The sequence below is a fragment of the Pseudomonas sp. FG98 genome, assembly GCF_057808595.1.
Genome location: NZ_JBMDIJ010000017.1, coordinates 44,648 through 63,607, shown reverse-complemented (window position 1 = coordinate 63,607; position 18,960 = coordinate 44,648). Strand labels below are relative to the sequence as shown.

The following is an 18,960-nucleotide window of genomic DNA, read 5'->3' as shown; positions in this document are numbered from 1 at the left end:
GCACCCGATCAAAGGCAGTCGGCGAGTACCCGCACCAGTTTCTGCGCGCGCGGGTCCATGAGGATGTAAGGGCCGAGGGTATTGGTGACGAAACCGAAGGCGACGTCATGTTCCGGATCGGCAAAGCCTACCGAACCACCCGCCCCCGGATGGCCGAAGGCCCGGGCGCCGAGACCGAAGGTGGCATTGGCCACCTCGGGCTGGTCGAGCATGCAGCCAAGGCCGAAACGGGTCTGGGTCAGCAGGGTCCGGTCGTCGCCGAGACTGTGCTCCCGGGTCAGTTCGTCGAGCAGTTCCGACTCCAGCAGGCTGCCGTCCAGCAGCCCGGCATAGAACCCGGCCAGGCTGCGGGCATTGCCATGGCCATTGGCCGCAGGTTGCTGCATGCGCCGCCACTCGGGCTTGTTGGTGCTGGTGAGGATCGCCGGCGGATTGGTGAAGGCCCGGGTCGACAGGGCCTGGGGCTCGGTCATGGTGACCTTGAGCAGACGCTGCGCCGCCGCGTCACCGAGATTGCCCTTGCCCCGGGCGATATGGGCGACACGGTGGAATTCCGCGTCGTCCAGGCCGATATGGAAATCCAGGCCCAGCGGCCGCGCGGTACGGGCAACAATGGACTCTCCCGGCCCGCGGCCATCGGCGCGGCGGATCAGTTCGCCGACCAGCCAGCCATAGGTGATCGCCGCGTAGCCATGGGCGCTGCCCGGCGTCCACCAGGGCGTTTCGGCGGCCAGGGTGTCGACCATGGTCTGCCAGTCGTACAGGGCTTCGGCGGGGAGCAATTCGCGGATCGCCGGCAAACCGGCGCGATGGCTGAGCAGTTGGCGCAGGGTCACCGACTCCTTGCCGGCCTGGGCGAACTCGGGCCAGTAGCGGGCCACCGGCACGTCCAGCTGCAGCTTGCCCTCGCCCACCAGTTGCAGGGCGGTGACCGCCGCGAAGGTCTTGGTGCAGGAGAACAGGTTGGCGATGGTGTCGCTGTGCCAGGCCTCATGCCCGTCCTTGTCGGCGGTGCCAGCCCAAAGGTCGACTACCGTCTCGCCGCCGACCTGGATGCACAAGGCCGCGCCACGTTCCTGGGGATCATTGAAAAGAGCCTCGAAGGCCTCGCGTACCGCCTCGAACCTGAGCTCGAAATGACCCTGGATCTGCACCCGGAAACTCCCCTGCAACCTGTCTGAAAAGTGGCGTGCATTGTTTCAGCACACGAAGGATTTTGGAACAGACACGGGTCGGACAATGACCACTATTCATTTAGTCGACACAGTCTCTGTGGGAGTCGACCCAGCCTTTCAGGCTGCGCTCTCACGCAGAGAACAGGTCTAAAAGCGACGCGGACCCTGTGGGAGCTGCGGTTCGGCGTTCCGACTTGCCAGCTCCCACAGGTTGAATCAACCAGTCATTTGCTCGCCTCACCTTCAGGCTTGTGCGCCGCCCCGACGATCAGCTTCTCGACCTGCAGGTTGGCCTTGCGCGCCTGGTCGATGAATCCCTGGTACGGCACATCGGTGATGCCCACCAGGCCGAAGTGGCCGTTTTCGCCATCGAGCAGGCGGCCGCTGGCCGGCTGGTCGAAGAACTGGAACCAGTGCACGCCGACGATCGCCGGCTCCTCCAGCGCTGCCTTGAGGAAAGCGGCATAGGCCGGACCACGGTCCTCCTCACGGGCCACTTCCATCGGCCCGGGCCAGAACGGGCCGCGGTCGCGGGAGCCGAAGTGGAATTCGGACACCAGCACCGGCTTGTCCAGCGCACGCAACTGGGCGAAGTCATAGCCGTCCTGGGGCTTGGGCGTATAGAAGTTGAAGCTCAGCACATCGCAATACTGGGCGCAGGCGGCCACCGCTTCCGGGGTGGTCACGGCGAAGCGCCCGCCCAGCAGCAGATGGTTGGGCGCATGCCATTTCAGGGCATCGGAGATGGTCTTGAAGTAGGCATCGGCGAACGAACGCTGGAAGTGCTTGAAGTCTTCCTCGATCTCCGGGTGCTCCGGGCTAGGCAGCGGCGGCTCGAAGCCCGGGTCCTCCATCAGTTCCCAGGCGGTCAGCTGGATGCCCCAGGCCTTGGACAGGCCTTCCTGGTTGCGGTACTTGTCGCGCAGTTGCTTGAGGAAGGCACGCTTGGCCGGCACGTCGGTGGTCAGGCGCAGGGTGCCGTAGGCCAGGCCGTAGCGCGACTTCGGATCGTCGCCGGGGGCGGCCCAGGCCAGTTCGTTGTCGGCGAAATAGCCGATCAGGAACGGATCGTCACGGTGATCCCGCGCAGCGATGGCCACGGCACGTTCGGTGGCCATGGCGAAACGCGGGTCGAACGGATCGGGCATGGCGCCCCACCAGTCCATGCCGGTGCTGATGCTGGCGTAGTCGCCGACGATGGCCAGCGGCAGGGTGTAGGGCACGCGCTCGGCCTGTTCCAGGCTCGGTTCGCTCCAGTTGCCGAGGGTGTTGAAGCCCCAGGCCTGCAGGCGGTCGAGGGTGTGGCCCTGCCAGCGGGCGGCGTCGAGGGCGACGGGCGGACAGGCCTTGGCCTCTTCCATCGATGCCGTGCACGGTTTGCCGTAGGCCCGCTCCAGGTTGGCGGCGTAGAAATCGAACCAGCGCCCCTGGTTGAAGTTGCGCCCCCTGGACGAGGCGTTGCCGTCGTTGTTGTTGCCTTCGCCATAGAACGCCGCCAGCGCCGAGTCGGCTTTCGGCAGATCGCTGAACATGCCTTCGCGGCCAGCGACATAGGTACGGCCCGGCTCGTCATTCACCGCATTGACGCCCAGGGAATAGAACGGATGGCCTTCCGGCGTCACCAGGTACCAGCGGCCGTCACGCTTGACCGTGCGGAAGAAGCCCTTGGCATCGAAGGTCTGCCCGCCAGTCCAGCCGCCGAAGCGGTCCAGCGGCTGCTTCTGGCGTTCGGCCAGCCAGGTCTTGAGCTGTTGCTGCTCCTTGCCGGCCGCCGCCTTGAGTTGCTCGTCGCTGCCAACCTTCTCCGGCCAGCGCCCGCGGCTGAACTGGCCGTAGCCATCGATCAGCCCGCTGTACGCGGCCTGTTGCAGGCGTTCGTCGTCCTGCAGGTTGATCCGCTCGACCAGCACGCTCTGGGCAACATTGGGCTGGTTCATCGACAGGCTGAGGGACTTGACCTGGCTCAGGTCCAGTTCGCCGCTGCTGCTGGCGACGACCAGGCGCTGGCCTTCGAAGGTCCACGGCATGGGTGGACCGGCGCGCATGCCCTGGCTCAGCGGTGAGCTGGCCTGCAGCGGAATCACCACGGTCTGCGCCGGACCGGCGGGCAGGTCGATGCGGCTGGTCAGGACCTTGCCGTCAGCGCTCTCGATCGTGACATTGACGGTCAAGGCCCAGTCCATGCCGCTTTGCAGGCGCAGGGTCAGGGTCTTCTGCGCCGACCAGTCCCAGACACCGGTCTGCGGGCTCATTTGCAGGCGGGGTCGCGACACCGGGTTGAACACCACCCGCCGCAATACCTCGCCCTCGGCCGTCTGTTCCGCGTTGTACTGCGGCAGGCTGGCATCCTCGGTCGCCACGTTGACCACCGAGGTCGGGCGCACGAAGTTGAACAGCGTCTGTTGGGCAGCCAGCAAGGGTTGGCTGAGCAACAGCAGGAAGGCAGCGGGAAGGGTACGGCGCAACATGGGGCTGGAGTTCTCCTTGAGGGGCCTTTGCAGGCCTTGGTTCCGGTGATAGACAGCGGCAAGTGCAAAAGATTTTAGGGCCCTATCGCCGGCAAGCCGGCTCCCACAGGTTCAGCGGTGCACCCGGTCCCTGTGGGAGCTGGCTTGCCAGCGATGAGGCCCTCCAGAGCTACGAAATTTCCCGCCGGAACGGCGGCAGCGCATTGAGAATAGCCTTGCCATAGCGCTGGGTGACCACCCGCCGATCCAGCAAGGTGATGGTGCCGCGATCCTGCTCGGTACGCAGCAGGCGCCCGCAGGCCTGGATCAGCTTCAAGGACGCATCCGGCACGGAAATCTCCATGAACGGATTGCCGCCGCGCGCCTCGATCCACTCGGCCAGCGCCGCCTCGACCGGGTCATCCGGCACGGCAAAGGGGATCTTGGCAATTACCACGTGCTCGCAGTAGGCCCCCGGCAGGTCGACACCCTCGGCGAAACTGGCCAGGCCGAACAGCACGCTGGACTCGCCGTCATCGACCCGCGCCTTGTGCTTGTTGAGAGTCTCCTGCTTGGACAGGTTGCCCTGGATGAACACCTGCCGGCGCCAATCGCGGTCGAGGCCGTCGAACACGTCCTGCATCTGCTTGCGCGAGGAAAACAGCACCAGCGAGCCCCGCGAGCCTTCCACCAGTTCCGGCAGGTCGCGGATGATCGCCGCAGTGTGGGCGGCGGCATCCCGCGGGTCGGCGCGCAGGTCGGGCACCCGCAGGACCCCGGCGTCGGTGTGATGGAACGGGCTCGGCACCACGGCGGTGACCGCCGCCTTGGGCAAGCCGGAGCGCATGCGGAAACGGTCGAAGGTGCCCAGCGCGGTCAGGGTCGCAGAGGTCACCAGGGCACCGTGGGCGACATTCCACAGATTGCGCCGGAGCATCTCGGCGGCAAGGATCGGGCTGGCATTGACCTCGATATCGAACAGCGCCCCGCTTTCCGCCAGGGTCAGCCAGCGCGCCATGGGCGGGCTATCCTCCGGATCTTCGACGGTGAACGCGGTCCACAGCTCCCAGTTGCTTGTAGCGCGGGTCAGCAAGGTGCCGAACAGCGGGTACCACTCCTCGGCCTGGTGGCTGGCAATACCGATGTTGACCTCGCCGTCCATGCCTTCCTTGAGCAGGTCGGCCAGGCGGGTGAACAGGTCGTTGAGCCGGGCGAAGCCCTTCTTCAGCTCGATGCCGATCTCGCGGATATGCTCCGGGACCACCCCGCCGACGAAGCGGTAGCGCGGCCGGTCGCGGCCTTCGGCGTCCTCGCCGGGACGGAAGTCGGCCACCTGCTCGCAGGCGGCGAACATGAATTGCTGCTGTTCCTTGATCTCCCGGGCCAGCTCCGGGACCTGCTCGATGTACTTGCCCAGATCGCCCGGCAATGGGTGCTGGGCCAGCAGCTTGGTCAGGTTCCTGGCGGTCTGCTCCAGCCAGTCGGCGGTGGAGCGCAGGCGGCTGTAGTGGGCGAAGTGGCCGATGGCCTTGTCCGGCAGGTGATGGCCTTCGTCGAACACATAGATAGTGTCGCGTGGGTCAGGCAGCACCGCGCCGCCGCCCAGGGCCAGGTCGGCGAGAACCATGTCGTGGTTGGTGACGATCACATCGACCTTGCCCATGCCTTCACGGGCCTTGTAGAAGGTGCACTGGCCGAAGTTCGGGCAGTGGCGGCCGGTGCACTGGCTATGGTCGGTGGTCACCCGCGCCCAGTCCTGGTCTTCCAGGGCGGTGGGCCAGCTGTCGCGGTCGCCGTCCCAGCGATTGCCGGCGAGCTTCTCGATCATGCTGTTGAACAGCTTCTGGCTGGCCTCGTCCACCTCGATCTTGAAGCCTTCTTCCTCGAACAGCTGGGCCGTGGCGCTTTGCGCGTGGCCTTCCTGCAACAGCAGGTCGAGCTTGGACAGGCACAGGTAGCGGCCGCGGCCCTTGGCCAGGGCAAAGCTGAAGTTCAGACCGCTGTTGCGCATCAGGTCCGGCAGGTCCTTGAACACGATCTGTTCCTGCAGGGCGACGGTGGCGGTGGCGATCACCAGGCGCTTGCCGGCCGCCTTGGCCGCCGGGATCGAGGCGAGGCTGTAGGCCACGGTCTTGCCGGTACCGGTGCCGGCCTCCACCGCCACCACTGCCGGGTCGCCGCTACGGCGGCCTTCGTCATCGCAGTCGATGTCGCCGAGCACCTTGGCGACTTCGGCGATCATCAGGCGCTGGCCATAGCGTGGCTTGAGGCTCTTGGCTTCGAGGAAACGCGAATAGGCGCCCTGAATCTGGGACTTGAGTTCGTTGCTGATCATGGTCTCGGGCGCCAGCGAAAGGCTGGATATATTTTCAGTGTTTCGAGTGAGCGGGCTATCATACCCGCCAATTGCCCTTTGCGCTGAATGGAGTGCCCGATGACCGCCTTCGCCCTGCCTTATAGCCTGCATGTCCTGGCCGCCCTGGTCTGGGTCGGCGGCATGTTCTTCGCCTGGATGGTCCTGCGTCCGGCGGCCGCCACGGTGCTGGAAGGCCCGGCCCGCCTGCAATTGTGGCTGGAAGTGTTCTCGCGGTTCTTCAGTTGGGTATGGATCGCGATCCTGGTGCTGGTGGTCAGTGGTGTCGGCATGTTGCACATGCACTTCGGCACCCTCGACACCGCGCCGCGCCATGTACAGATGATGATCGGCGGCGGAATCGCCATGTTCGCCCTGTTCATGCGTATCCAGAGCCTGCTGCTGCCGGAAATGCGCAAGGCAGTGGAAGCTGGGGATTGGGCCGCCGGGGCGGCGGTGCTGGGCAGGATCAGGAAGATGGTGGGGATCAATCTGCTGCTGGGGATTGCCGTGGTGCTGGTGGCGGCAACCCGCCTTTCATTTTGACCGTGACGGCCTCATCGCCGGCAACGCCGGCTCCCACTGTGGGAGCCGGCGTTGCCGGCGATGAGGCCCTAAAAAACAAAGAAGCTTCAGAGCCGCTGAACGCTCAACTCCCCTTCAGCCCCCGCCATCCCGGGCTGCCCGACCACCCCGGGCTTGCCATTGGCACCGGCCTCGGTGCGGTACACCAGACAGCCCTTGCTCGCGCCACCCTTGCCGGCCTTGCCTGCTGCTCCCGGCGCTCCCGGCGCACCACCTTCGAGACGAACCTTGATCTGCTCCGCCGGATAGTCCGCCGGCAACGCCAGGCGTACCCGACCGCCCGCCGAACCATCATGCCCATCGCCGCCGTTGTCGCCATTGGCGCCACGGCTGGCCGAACCCCAGGTGCAACCACCGGCCTCGCCGTTGGCACCATCCAGCCCGACGTAACCCGGTGCACCCTTGCCGCCACGGGCATCGATGGATAGCAGCGGCGCCTGCAGATGCTGCAGACGCAGGTCCAGGTTGCGCCCCGGGCTGGCCGCCCGCTCATAAGTGCCGGCCATGCCGGTCGCGGTGATCAGGCTGCCTTCGGCCAACTGCGCCCGCCCCACCTCGATGCGCAAGCCATCCTGCGCCGGTACCACGGAAATCCGCGCATCGCGCCCCAGTTGCAGTTGATCGACCTTCAGTTCCACCAGGCTGGCCGGCAGGATCAGGGTGGCCGAATCCGCGACGTCAAGGCGCTCCAGGTGGACGGTACTGGCCTTGCTCGCCAGGCGCAGCACCGAATGCGGCTCCACGCTCAGGGAATCGGCCAGGGCCAGCGGGCAGAACATCGCGGTCAACAGCAACAGCTTACGCATGCGGTACTTCCTTGCGCGGTGCGGGGATGGAAAGGATATGGAAGATGCCCACCAGAAGGATCTGCAACCGGTCGAACCAACGGTGGCTGCGCTCACGCAGGCGACCGTTATAGAACAGCACTTCCAGCAGGTGCAAGCCCAGCAGGGCAGCGCCCGTCAGGTTGATCAACTGGTGGAACGGCTTCTCCGCCGGCATCGACAGGTTCATCAGCACCACCCACCAGAACAGCACGGTCAGCGCCTTGAACAGGCCCAGCAGTTTCATCATCGGTCCTCCCTCCTGTCGGCGGCCCGCAGTCAGCACGGGCCGCCTGCCTGCCGGTTCAATTCAGGTGCAGTTCGACCCGGCGGTTCTGCGCGCGTCCCTCGTCGCTTTCGTTGTCGGCCACCGGCTCGCTTTCACCGCGCCCCATGCTGCTGACCTTCTGCGGCGAGATGCCGTTGTTGATCAGGTAGGTGGCAACGCTGCCCGCGCGACGCTCGGACAGACCCTGGTTATAGGCGTCGGTACCCTTGCTGTCGGTATGCCCGACCACCCGGATGCTGCGCACCTGCGGGTTGCCCAGCTTGTCCAGCAGGCCATGCAATTGCTGCTGGGCAGCTGCGGTCAGTTCGGCGGAGTCGAAGGCGAAGAGCACGTTGCCCTGGTCGCTGAGGGTGATCACCTCCTGCACCGGCTCCGGCTCGGCGACTTTCTGCGACGGCGGATACTGCGGCAGTGGACAGCCGTTATTGCCCACCGGGGTATTCGCAGGCGTATCCGGGCAGGTGTCGCGACGGTCGAAGACCCCATCACCGTCTTCGTCACCATCCTGGGCAAAACAGATCAAGCCACCGGCGATTGCACCCGCCGCCGCGCCACCGCCGGCCCAGGCCGAGCTTTCGATGGCGCCGAGGCCGCCACCGACCAGCCCGCCAAGCAGGCTGCAGATCGGCCAGGTACGCTGGTTGAGCGGCGCACTGCCGTCGCTGTGGGTTGCACATCCTGAGAGAAGACCGGCCGCCAACAACACGGGAATCGCGGCCTTGATAAGTGCGGTCATGGGGAAATGCCTCCTGTGTTACCGGCTATTACCGGCACACAGGAGTAAAGACCGGCCCGTGGCACTTCTCAAGCCACGGGCCGTGAAGCGTCAACGCTGGATGCGGATCTCGGTCCGACGGTTCTGCGCACGGCCTTCGGCGGTCTTGTTGTCGGCGACCGGCTGGCTTTCACCCGCACCGCTGACCGAAACGAAGTAGCCCTGTGGCACGCCGGTTTCCACCAGGTATTTCACTACCGAGTGGGCACGCTTGTCCGACAGCCGCTGGTTGTAGGCATCGGAACCGACGCTGTCGGTATGTCCGGTCACGGTCAGGCGCACGCCTTCTTTTTCAGCACGCAGGCGCTCGGCGATGCTGTTCAGGCGCGACTTGTCGGCGGCGGTGAGCTTGTCGGAATCGAAGGCGAAGTGCACATCGCGGATCACGATGGTTTCTTCTTTCACCACCACCACTTCCTCGACCACAGGTGGCGGTGCAGGCGGCGCCAGCGGGCAGCCCGTGGCATCGACCGGCGTGCCACGTGGCGTACCCGGGCACTTGTCGCGGCTGTCCGGTACGCCATCGCCATCTTCATCGCCATCGCCGTGGGCCCAGCAGTAACCCGCCGCCAGGCCACCGCCGATCAGCGCGCCCCAACCGGCCCAGCTACTGCTCTCGATGGCGCCCAGTGCGGCACCACCGACGCCGCCAACGGCAGCACACTTCGGCCAATCGGTTTTTTGCAGACCTGCACAACCAGTCAATACGCTGGTTAGCAGAACCAGAGGTAAAGCTGTGCGAACTATGCTCATCTGTTGCTTCTCCATGGGAAATATGCCTTGCGGTACCGCTGCTCTGGGAGTAAAGACCGGCGAAACCATCTCCGCCAGCAATAAGCCATGACGTGGAAGCCTTTGCCCGCTAGGCTTGGCGGATTGGATGAGGACCTTCGATGACCGAGAGCTTTTCTTCGCGCACGCCACAACAGGCCCTGGCGGCGCTGCTGGAACACCACGCACCGCAGCACCTGCTGCTGGTCGGCGCACGCTTCCCCGCGCTGGACGCCTTTGCCGCCGCGCACCCGGATACCCGTATCGATGTCGCCGAGCCCGGCCAACTGCCGGCTGAACTGGCCGGCCAGCGCTACGACCTGGCCCTGCTGGTGGACTGCCTGGAGCACCTGCCCAAGCGCAACGGCCTGGAGCTGCTCGGCGGCATCCGCAATCTCAACGCCAGCCGCATCGCCGTGCTCGCCGACAAGCACGCCAGCGGCTGGCAGGACCGCGACTTCTTCTCCCTGGCCCTGCAGGCTACGGAGCGTTTCCAGCGCGACGAGCAGGTGCTCGACCTGTTCACCTACGATCTGCGCGACTACAAGCAGGTGCCGGACTGGCTCAACGCCAAGTTCTGGGCCAACCCGCAAAACTTCGGCAAGTACTGGTGGTGAGACGATGAGCGTTTCGGTTTGTCCCTGCGGCAGCGGCAACCTGCTGGATGCCTGCTGCGGGCATTATCACGCCGGCCATCCGGCCCCCGACGCCCAGGCGCTGATGCGCTCGCGCTACAGCGCCTATGTGCTGGGCCTGATCGATTACCTGGTGGCGACCACCCTGCCGGTGCAGCAGGCCGGCCTCGACCGTGCCGGCATCGCGGCGTGGAGCGCGCAAAGCACCTGGCTCGGGCTGGACGTGGAGTCGGCGGAGGTCTTCGGCGGCCAGCCCGAGCATGCCTTCGTCACCTTCACCGCACGCTGGCACGACCTGGACGGCGAGCACAGCCACCGCGAGCGTTCGGCCTTCGTGCAGAACCAGGGCCGCTGGTACTTCATCGACCCGACCGTGGGCCTCAAGGCCGGGCGCAACGATGCCTGCCCCTGCGCCAGCGGGCAGAAATACAAGAAATGCTGTTCGAGCTACGTCGGTAGCTGAGCCATGTCGACGCTCGCGCGCCTGCTCCTGCTCAACCTGCTGTTGAGTCTGGGCGGCTGCGCCAGCTGGCTCGACAGCGATTTCCGCAAGCCCGAGGTGCACCTGGTGCAGGTGGAGACGGTCCGCGCGCGCCTGCTGCAACAGCACTTCATCCTCCACCTGCGCATCGACAACCCCAACGACAGCACCCTGCAGGTCCGCGGCCTGAGCTACGCGGTGCACCTCAACGACCTGTTGCTGGCCGAGGGCGACAGTGGCCAGTGGTTCCGTGTCGAAGCCAATGGCAGCCGGGTGTTCCAGGTCGAGGTGCGCACCAACCTGTGGCAGCACGCCAAGCCGGTGACGAAGATGCTGCGCCAGAACACGCCCCTGCATTACCGTCTCGAAGGTACCCTGCGCACCGGATTATTCTTTGCCCGCGACCTGCACTTGGCGCGCAGTGGTGAGATAATCCCCGGCGATTTTTTCCCGGAGTGACCCGCAATGAGCCAGCAACCCCACGTCCACGGTCCTGACTGCAACCACGACCACGACCATCACCACCACGATCACGGCCATGTGCATGGCCCGCACTGCAACCACGGCCACCAGGAGCCGGTGCGCAACGCCCTGAAGGACGTCGGCCGCAACGACCCTTGCCCGTGCGGCAGCGAGAAGAAATTCAAGAAGTGCCACGGCGCCTGAGTGCGTCGCCCTGTAACAGCGGTCGCGCTTTGTGATATCCATTGACGCCGACCGCTGTGCCCGGGACCTTCCCGGCGCGGCAGACCGACGGCAGCGCCCTTTGCTGCCGTCTCCTGACGGAGCGCCTCATGATCGATCTGTACTACTGGACCACCCCCAACGGCCACAAGATCAGCCTGTTCCTTGAGGAGACCGGCCTTCCCTACCGGATCCACCCGATCAACATCGGCAAAGGCGAACAATTCGCCGCCGACTTCCTGAAAATCGCCCCCAACAACCGCATTCCGGCCATCGTCGACCACGACACGGCGGACGGCCAGCCGCTGTCGCTGTTCGAATCCGGGGCCATCCTGCTCTACCTCGCCGAAAAAACCGGCAAGTTCATCCCCCAGGACCTGCGCGGCCGCCAGGAAGTCCTGCAATGGCTGTTCTGGCAGATGGGCGGCCTCGGCCCGATGGCCGGGCAGAACCACCACTTCAACCGCTTCGCCCCGGAAAAGATCCCCTACGCGATCAAGCGCTACGTCGACGAGACCGCTCGCCTGTACGGGGTGCTGAACAAACGCCTGGGCGACCGACCGTTCGTCGCCGGCGAGGCCTACAGCATTGCCGACATGGCGATCTATCCGTGGATCGTTTCGCACAAGTGGCAAGAGCAGAATCTTGACGATTTCCCGCACCTGAAGGCCTGGTTCGAGCGGATTCAGGCACGTCCGGCAACCCAGCGCGCCTACGCCCTGGTCGAGAAGATCAACCCGCCGCAGAAATAACCGCGCAAACCGGCGCAGGACTTTGCAAATAAAGCCTGCGCCCCCGCTTGCATGGGGCCTGCGCGCTCACTAACGTAGCGCCTTTCGCCGCCCGCCTTTCCCCCTTGCATGCAGGAGCTTCGCCATGGCCTCGCCAGCCTTTCCCCTTTCACGTCTGCGCTTCGGCGTCGCCGCGGCCGCCCTCGGGCTGCTCGGCCTGACGGGTTGCCAGACCGGCAGCCATGGCGACAGCGTACCGCCCACGGTCGGCGTGCAGCCGCTCAAGGGCCTGGCGAACAACGTCTCGGTCCGGCGCAGCGCCCAGGGCCTGCCGCTGATCGAAAGCAGCTCGTTCCATGACGCCCTGTTCAGCCTCGGTTACGTGCATGCCTCGGACCGCATCGGGCAGATGCTGGCCATGCGTCTGCTGGCCCAGGGACGCCTGGCGGAAATGGCCGGTGCCGATGCCCTGGACGTCGACCGCTTCATGCGCGCCGCCAATCTGCGGCAGAGCGCCAACCAGCTCTACGCCGATGCTTCGCCGCGGGTGAAGCGCTTCTTCGACGTGTATGCCCGGGGCGTCAACGCCTACCTGTTCCGCTACCGCGAAAAACTGCCGTCGCCGCTCGCCGGCTACCGTCCGGAATACTGGAAGGCCGAGGACTCGGCGCTGGTCTTCGCCCTGTACAGCTTCAGCCAGTCGGTGAACCTGCAGGAAGAACTGGCGGCCCTGACCCTGGCGCAGAAGGTCGGTGCCGACAAGCTCGCCTGGCTGCTGCCGACCTACCCCGACGAACCACTGGCCGAAGCCGAGGCCGACAAGCTCAAGGGCGTCAACCTGGCCAGCCAGTTGAGCAGCCTGCCAGCAGTTACCGCGGCCAGCGCGCAACTGGCGGCGTTCAACGTACTGGGCAGCGGCAACTCGGCCAATTGGGCCATCGCCCCGCAACGCAGCCGCAGCGGCAAGAGCCTGCTGGCCGCCGACAGCCAGGGCGCCTGGGTGCTGAGTCCGGTGCAGATCCGCACCAGCAAGTACCAGGCCGCCGGCTTTACCCTGCCGGGCCTGCCCTTCGTGCTGTCCGGCTTCAACGGCGCGCTGGCCTGGAGCGGCAGCGCGGTGATGGGCGACAACCAGGACCTGTACCTGGAAAAACTGCGTCGCCAGGGCAGCCAGCTCAGCTATGAAGTGGACGGCCGTTGGCAGCCGGCGCGGGCACGCAACGAAACCTACTTCATCAAAGGCCGCAGCCCGCTGCGCGAGGTGATCTACGAAACCGGCCACGGCGCGCTGCTGGGTGGCGCCCAGGGCGGTCTGGGCCTGGCCCTGAAAATGCCCGACTTCAAGGGTGACCGCAGCCTCGACGCGCTGTTCGACCTGAGCCGCGCGCGCAATGTCGAACGGGCCTCCGAAGCCAGCAGGGAAATCGGCGCGGTAGCACTGAACATGGTCTTCGCCGACGCCAGCAACATCGGCTGGCAGGTCACCGGGCGCTACCCCAACCGCCGCGAAGGCCAGGGCCTGGTGCCGTCGCCGGGCTGGGAAAGCCGTTACGACTGGGACGGCTACGCCGACCCGATGCTCCACCCCTACGACCAGGACCCGCTGGCCGGCTGGCTCGGCACCGCCAACCAGCGCAGCGCGCCGAAGGGCTATGGCATGCAGCTGTCGAGCAGTTGGTCCTACCCGGAGCGCGCCGAGCGCCTGGCGCAACTGGCCGGCAACGGCAAGCACGACGGGCGCAGCCTGATCGCCATGCAGAACGACCAGACCACCCTGTTCGCCGCCAAGCTCAAGGCAATGTTCGAAGCCCCCGGTATGGCCCAGGCCCTGAAAAAGGCCATCGATGCCCTGCCAGCCGAGCAGAAGGCCAAGGCCCGCGAGGCCCAGACCCGGCTGATGGCCTTCGACGGCCGCCTCAGCCAGACCTCCACCGATGCGGCGATCTACCAGTTGTTCCTCCAGGAAAGCGCCAAGGCCACCTTCCTCGATGAACTGGGCCCCGAATCAGGCGCGGCCTGGCAGGCGTTCGTGGCCAATGCGCGCTTCTCCTACTCGGCCCAGGCCGACCATCTGCTAGGTCGCGACGACAGCCCGTTCTGGGATGACCGCAACACCCCGGCCAAGGAAGACAAACCGGCCATCCTCGCCCGCAGCCTGGCGGCCGCCATCAGCGAGGGTGAACGGCAGATGGGCGCCGACCGCCGTAGCTGGCAATGGGGCCGCCTGCACCAGTACCAATGGCCGCAGGCCAACCTGTTCGGCATCGGCGACAGCATCGAGCGCCGGGCCCAGGCCACGGGTGGCGACCACAGCACCCTGAGCCCGTCGGGCTACGCCTGGGGCCAGGACTTCAAGGCCACCTTGCCGCCCACCCTGCGCATGGTGGTGGACTTCGGCCAGGCCGAGCCCTTGCAGTTGCTGACCAGCAGCGGCCAGTCGGGCAACCCGGCGAGCCCGCAGTTCAATGGCCTGGATGCCTGGTTCCGCGGGCAATACCAGAGCGTGCCGTTGCAAGGGCAGAACTATGAGCGGGTATTTGGCAGCAAGCGCCTGACCCTGGTGCCTGGCAAATAATTCAGGGCGGTCTTTCGGCCCTCATCGCTGGCAAGCCAGCTCCCACAACGCGATCCCTGTGGGAGCTGGCTTGCCAGCGATGGGGCCCTCAAAAACAGCGAACTTCTCCAGCCGATCACCGCTCTACCGCTACAACCCCACCACCCCGGCCCCCGCCATGGACCTCGTCATCGCCCGCCCCGAAGGCCTCTACTGCCCGCCCGGCGATTTCTACATCGACCCCTGGCGACCGGTGGACCGCGCGGTCATCACCCACGGCCACGGCGACCATGCCCGAACCGGCAACAACCATTACCTCTGTGCCGAACCCGGCGCCGGCATCCTGCGCAGCCGCCTCGGCAACGATATCGACCTGCAGACCCTGCCCTACGGCCAGCGCCTTGACCACCATGGCGTAACCCTCAGCTTCCACCCCGCCGGCCATGTCCTCGGCTCGGCCCAGGTGCGCCTGGAATACCGCGGCGAAGTCTGGGTCGCGTCCGGCGACTACAAGGTGGAGCCCGACGGCACCTGCGCGCCGTTCGAGCCGGTGCGCTGCCACACCTTCATCACCGAATCGACCTTCGGCCTGCCGATCTACCGCTGGCAGCCCCAGGCCGAGATCTTCGAGCAGATCAACGCCTGGTGGCGCGACAACCAGGCACGGGGCAAGGCCAGCGTGCTGTTCTGCTACGCCTTCGGCAAAGCCCAGCGCATCCTCCACGGCATCGACGCCAGCCTCGGCCCGATCCTCGCCCACGGCGCGGTCGAGCCGCTGAACCGGGTCTACCGCGAAGCCGGCGTGCATATCCCGGAAACCCGCTACGCCGGTGATATCCCGCGCAACGATCCGCTGCTGCGCCAGGCCCTGGTCATCGCTCCGCCCTCGGCCGGCGGCAGCAGCTGGATGCGCCGCTTCGGCGACTACAGCGACAGCTTCGCCAGCGGCTGGATGCGCCTGCGCGGCACACGGAGGCGGCGCGGGGTGGATCGCGGCTTCGTGCTGTCCGACCATGCCGACTGGCCCGGCCTGTTGTGGGCCATCGAACAGACCGGCGCCGAGCGGGTGATGGTCACCCACGGCTCGGTGCAGGTGCTGGTGCGCTACCTCAAGGAACTGGGCCTGGACGCCCGCGGTTTCGTGACCGAGACCGGCAACGACAATCTCTATGTGGAAACCGAAGCGGACGTCTAGACGTCCTGCTCCGGCGCCTTGGCCGGCGCAGTGAACCATGCCTCACGCGGTACCCATTTTTCCTTGTCGGGATCGCCCAGGTAGTGCGGCGACATGATCTGCACGCCGTATTCGTTGAACACGTCCTGGATATTGGCGTGCAGCAGGCTCAGCAGTTCGGCCCGGGGCCGCGGCTCGCTGGGCACGGCCTGGGCCACCAGGCGGTACTCGGGATAGAAGTCCGACAGCCCGGTCTGGAACACCTGCGGCCTGGGGTCGTCGCGCACCCCCTCGGTACGCCGCGCCGCCTCCAGCAGCATCGCCTCGACCTGGCGCCAGGGCGTGTCGTAGCCGATGGTCACGGTGGTGTCGACGATATAGCCGACGCCCTTGACCACCCGCGAGTAGTTGCGCGTGACGGAACCGGTGATCAGCGAATTGGGCAGGGTCAGCACCTCGCCCAGGCCGGTACGGATGGTGGTGTTGAACATGCCGACCTCGGTCACCGTGCCCTCGTGCTCGCCGACGCGCACGTACTCGCCGCTTTTCAGGGTGTGCGAGTAGGTCAGGATCAGCCCGGCCGCCGCCTGCCCCACCACACTCGACGCGCCCAGGGAAATCATCAGGCCGAGCAGCACCGACAAGCCCTTGAAGGCATCGGTGCCGGAGCCCGGCAGGTAGGGATAGGCCATCACCAGGGCGAACAGCCATATCGCCAGGGCAGTCAGGCGCGTGGTCGGTTGCAGGGTTTCGGCGGTAAGCCAGCCGAGGGTGCCGGGGCGTGCCAGGCGGGTCAGCAGGTGGCGGCTGAAACTGCTGATGGCACGGGCGATGAAGAAGATCATCAAGGCCACGCCGATCCCGGGAATGGCATCGAGAATGCCGCTGAGCACGTAGTGCAGGGTATCCAGCAAGTAGCTGTTGAGGCCCTCGCCCCAGGGCCGGGTGTAGGGAAAGCGCGACAGCACGAAGCTCAACCACTGGTAGCTGAGCAGGAACAGCAGCAGCCAGTAGATCAGGTGCACCAGGCGGTCCATCAACACATAGACCTGATGCAGGTCGAACAGCGGCATCTGCCCCACCTTGAACTGCCGCGTGCGATTGTGCAGGGCCCGCGGCAGCAGGCCGCTCAGCTTGCGCTGGCAGTAGCCTGCGAGCTTCAGCGCCAGCAGGTAGACCAGGGTCGCCGCCAGGGAAATCAGCGCGGCCCGCACCAGGAAGTGCAGGTTGCGCGCCTCACCGGTTTCCGCCAGCACCTGGCGCAGCCGGCCGGCCGCCTGCTCGGCCAGCATCCGCGTATCACCGTCAGCGGGTCCGATATCCTGCTCGGTGACGATAAACGCCCGGCGCCCGCCCAACAGCACCAATTGGCTGTTCATCACCGCATCGACCTTGACCTGCAGCTCGTCATCGCCACGCAGTGCCTCGTCGATCACCGCCGCCGCGCGTTGCATGCGTGCCGCCGGTGCCTCGCCCAGAACGCTGGCGCGGAAAGTGAAAATGCTGCGATTGGCGACCCGCAGATCCGCCGTCTCGCCGCCGCTGCTCGCCGGCGTCACCTCGACGGCCTGGACCTGCAGCGGCACCACCAGCCACACCCACAGCAACAACCTGGACAACCCCCTCATCGTCGACGCTCCCTGACCCGTCCGTCTCACTGCCTGAGCTAACGATAGCCACTGCGCCGACAGACGGTGAGGCCAACCCGATCGGACTTTTCCGTCGCCCGCCGGTCACAGCAACAAGCCCCTCACCCTGAAGCGCACCGATGAAAGCCTTTGCCGAGCTCTACCTGCGCCTCGACGCCACCACCTCCAGCAACGCCAGGCTGCAGGCGCTGCAGGACTACTTCAGCCAGGCCCCGGCAGAGGATGCGGCCTGGGCGGTGTATTTCCTCTCCGGTGGACGCCCGCGCCAATTGGTGCCGACCCGCCTGCTGCGGGAGCTGGCGGTTCACCTGTCGGGCCTGCCGGAATGGCTGTTCGAGGAGAGCTACCAGGCGGTCGGCGACCTGGCCGAGACCTTCTCCCTGCTGCTGCCGGAAAGCGCGTACAGCAGCGACGAAGGCCTGGCGCATTGGGTCGAGGAGCACCTCCTGCCCCTGCGCGGGCTGCCCCCGGAAGTCCTGACCGAACGCCTGCCGGCGCTGTGGGCGCAGCTGGACCGCAACAGCCTGCTGGTGTGCATGAAGCTGATCACCGGCAGCTTCCGCGTTGGCGTGTCCAAGCTGCTGGTCACCCGCGCCCTGGCGCAACTGGCCGGGCTGGATGCCAAGCAGGTGGCGCAGCGCCTGGTCGGCTATACCGATCTTGCCCATCGCCCCACGGCCGCCAGCTACCGTGCCCTGGTCGCCCCGCCCAACGCCGAGGAACATGCCCAACGCGGCGGCCAGCCCTATCCGTTCTTTCTTGCCCATGCCCTGCAACAACCGCTGGAGCAGTTCGACACCCTGCTCGGCCCGGTCGACGACTGGCAGGCGGAATGGAAGTGGGACGGCATTCGCGCGCAACTGGTCAAGCGCGACGGCCAGCTATGGATCTGGTCGCGGGGCGAGGAACTGGTAACCGAGCGTTTTCCCGAACTGCACGCCCTGGCGGATAGCCTGGCGGACGGCACGGTGCTGGATGGCGAGATCGTCGTATGGAAGCCGGACGATCGCGCCGACGCCATCGCCGTGCAGCCGTTCGCCCTGCTGCAACAGCGCATCGGCCGCAAGACCCTGGGCAAGAAGCTGCTGGCGGATGCGCCGGTGGTCCTGCTGGTCTATGACCTGCTGGAGTGGCGAGGCGAGGACTGGCGCAATCGGCCGCAAGTGCAGCGCCGCCGGCAGTTGGAAACGGTGGTCGAGAACTGCGCCCGCGAGGTGCTGCGCCTGTCGCCGGTACTGACGGCGACGGACTGGACCGACCTTGCCCGGCAACGGGAAGCGTCGCGCAGCCTCGGCGTCGAGGGGTTGATGCTCAAGGCTCGCGAGGCGCTCTACGGGGTGGGCCGGACCAAGGATCTGGGGGTGTGGTGGAAATGGAAGATCGACCCCTTCACTGTGGACGCCGTGCTGATCTATGCCCAGCGCGGCCATGGCCGCCGGGCCAGCCTCTACAGCGACTACACCTTCGCCGTCTGGGACGCCCCGCCCGGCTCGCCGCAGCGCAGCCTGGTGCCGTTCGCCAAGGCCTACTCGGGGTTGACCGATGCCGAAATGCGCAGCGTCGACGGGGTGATTCGCAAGACCACCATCGAAACCTTCGGCCCGGTGCGCAGCGTCACGCCGAGCATGGTGTTCGAACTGGCCTTCGAAGGCATTGCCCTGTCCAAGCGACACAAGAGCGGCATCGCCGTGCGCTTTCCGCGCATGCTGCGCTGGCGCCAGGACAAGCCGGTGGAAGAAGCGGATGACCTGGCGAGCTTGCAGGCGCTACTCAACTGATCCTGAAGGTGTGCTGTTTCTGATGGCCTCATCGCTGGCAAGCCAGCTCCCACAG

At 66.3% G+C, this 18,960-nt stretch carries 17 protein-coding genes; 9 read left to right on the top strand and 8 right to left on the bottom strand.

From position 1 onward, the window contains the following. Positions 1–8 precede the first annotated feature (8 nt). From ACODSK_RS13680 to dinG, 3 genes are all read right to left on the bottom strand, one after another. Positions 9–1,154 (bottom strand): serine hydrolase domain-containing protein, encoded by a 1,146-nt coding sequence (locus tag ACODSK_RS13680; protein ID WP_489016731.1) that lies wholly within the window; start codon positions 1,152–1,154, stop codon positions 9–11. A 245-nt stretch (positions 1,155–1,399) separates the two neighbouring features. Next, positions 1,400–3,643: a beta-galactosidase gene (locus ACODSK_RS13675; protein WP_489016729.1), complete on the bottom strand. Its 2,244-nt coding sequence runs from the start codon at positions 3,641–3,643 to the stop codon at positions 1,400–1,402. A 169-nt stretch (positions 3,644–3,812) separates the two neighbouring features. After that, positions 3,813–5,957, bottom strand: coding sequence for an ATP-dependent DNA helicase DinG (dinG, locus tag ACODSK_RS13670; protein WP_489016728.1), 2,145 nt, complete (start codon positions 5,955–5,957; stop codon positions 3,813–3,815). 99 nt (positions 5,958–6,056) lie between these two features. On the opposite strand from dinG, the gene ACODSK_RS13665 reads away from it, so the two are divergent. After that, a complete protein-coding gene (locus tag ACODSK_RS13665) occupies positions 6,057–6,521 on the top strand; it encodes a CopD family protein (protein ID WP_489016726.1) in 465 nt (154 codons plus the stop codon). Positions 6,522–6,607: 86 nt separating this feature from the next. Here ACODSK_RS13665 and ACODSK_RS13660 read toward each other — a convergent pair whose 3' ends face one another. The 4 genes from ACODSK_RS13660 to ACODSK_RS13645 form a co-directional block, all read right to left on the bottom strand. Continuing rightward, the gene (locus tag ACODSK_RS13660; RefSeq protein ID WP_489016725.1) at positions 6,608–7,366 is read right to left on the bottom strand and encodes a collagen-like protein; all 759 of its coding nucleotides are present in this window, start codon (positions 7,364–7,366) and stop codon (positions 6,608–6,610) included. Then, entirely contained in the window at positions 7,359–7,634 is a 276-nt protein-coding gene (locus ACODSK_RS13655) for a DUF1145 domain-containing protein (RefSeq protein WP_489016723.1), read from the bottom strand. The genes ACODSK_RS13660 and ACODSK_RS13655 overlap by 8 nt, the downstream gene beginning before the upstream one ends. 55 nt (positions 7,635–7,689) lie before the next feature. Then, positions 7,690–8,409, bottom strand: a complete 720-nt coding sequence (locus ACODSK_RS13650) for a PA1041 family peptidoglycan-binding anchor lipoprotein (protein WP_489016722.1) — start codon at positions 8,407–8,409, stop codon at positions 7,690–7,692. A gap of 90 nt (positions 8,410–8,499) precedes the next feature. Then, entirely contained in the window at positions 8,500–9,201 is a 702-nt protein-coding gene (locus tag ACODSK_RS13645) for a PA1041 family peptidoglycan-binding anchor lipoprotein (protein WP_489016721.1), read from the bottom strand. 140 nt (positions 9,202–9,341) lie between these two features. Here ACODSK_RS13645 and ACODSK_RS13640 point away from each other — a divergent pair, with 140 nt between their 5' ends. The 7 genes from ACODSK_RS13640 to ACODSK_RS13610 all read left to right on the top strand — a co-directional run bounded on the left by ACODSK_RS13640 (position 9,342) and on the right by ACODSK_RS13610 (position 15,499). Continuing rightward, entirely contained in the window at positions 9,342–9,836 is a 495-nt protein-coding gene (locus ACODSK_RS13640; RefSeq protein WP_489016719.1) for a DUF6231 family protein, read from the top strand. Positions 9,837–9,840: 4 nt separating this feature from the next. Continuing rightward, positions 9,841–10,317 (top strand): YchJ family protein, encoded by a 477-nt coding sequence (locus tag ACODSK_RS13635; RefSeq protein ID WP_489016718.1) that lies wholly within the window; start codon positions 9,841–9,843, stop codon positions 10,315–10,317. A gap of 3 nt (positions 10,318–10,320) precedes the next feature. Beyond that, positions 10,321–10,794: an LEA/WHy family protein gene (locus ACODSK_RS13630; RefSeq protein ID WP_489016717.1), complete on the top strand. Its 474-nt coding sequence runs from the start codon at positions 10,321–10,323 to the stop codon at positions 10,792–10,794. Between the two features lie 6 nt (positions 10,795–10,800). Then, positions 10,801–11,001 (top strand): SEC-C metal-binding domain-containing protein, encoded by a 201-nt coding sequence (locus tag ACODSK_RS13625; RefSeq protein WP_489016715.1) that lies wholly within the window; start codon positions 10,801–10,803, stop codon positions 10,999–11,001. Positions 11,002–11,129: 128 nt separating this feature from the next. Continuing rightward, positions 11,130–11,771 (top strand): glutathione binding-like protein, encoded by a 642-nt coding sequence (locus ACODSK_RS13620; protein WP_489016714.1) that lies wholly within the window; start codon positions 11,130–11,132, stop codon positions 11,769–11,771. A gap of 124 nt (positions 11,772–11,895) precedes the next feature. Continuing rightward, positions 11,896–14,325: a penicillin acylase family protein gene (locus tag ACODSK_RS13615; protein ID WP_489016713.1), complete on the top strand. Its 2,430-nt coding sequence runs from the start codon at positions 11,896–11,898 to the stop codon at positions 14,323–14,325. 157 nt (positions 14,326–14,482) lie between these two features. Beyond that, positions 14,483–15,499: a ligase-associated DNA damage response exonuclease gene (locus ACODSK_RS13610; RefSeq protein ID WP_489016712.1), complete on the top strand. Its 1,017-nt coding sequence runs from the start codon at positions 14,483–14,485 to the stop codon at positions 15,497–15,499. On the opposite strand, the gene ACODSK_RS13605 is transcribed toward ACODSK_RS13610, so the two are convergent. Continuing rightward, positions 15,496–17,106 (bottom strand): mechanosensitive ion channel family protein, encoded by a 1,611-nt coding sequence (locus ACODSK_RS13605; RefSeq protein ID WP_489016711.1) that lies wholly within the window; start codon positions 17,104–17,106, stop codon positions 15,496–15,498. The genes ACODSK_RS13610 and ACODSK_RS13605 overlap by 4 nt on opposite strands. A gap of 140 nt (positions 17,107–17,246) precedes the next feature. On the opposite strand from ACODSK_RS13605, the gene ACODSK_RS13600 reads away from it, so the two are divergent. Beyond that, entirely contained in the window at positions 17,247–18,905 is a 1,659-nt protein-coding gene (locus ACODSK_RS13600; protein ID WP_489016710.1) for an ATP-dependent DNA ligase, read from the top strand. Positions 18,906–18,960: the final 55 nt, after the last annotated feature.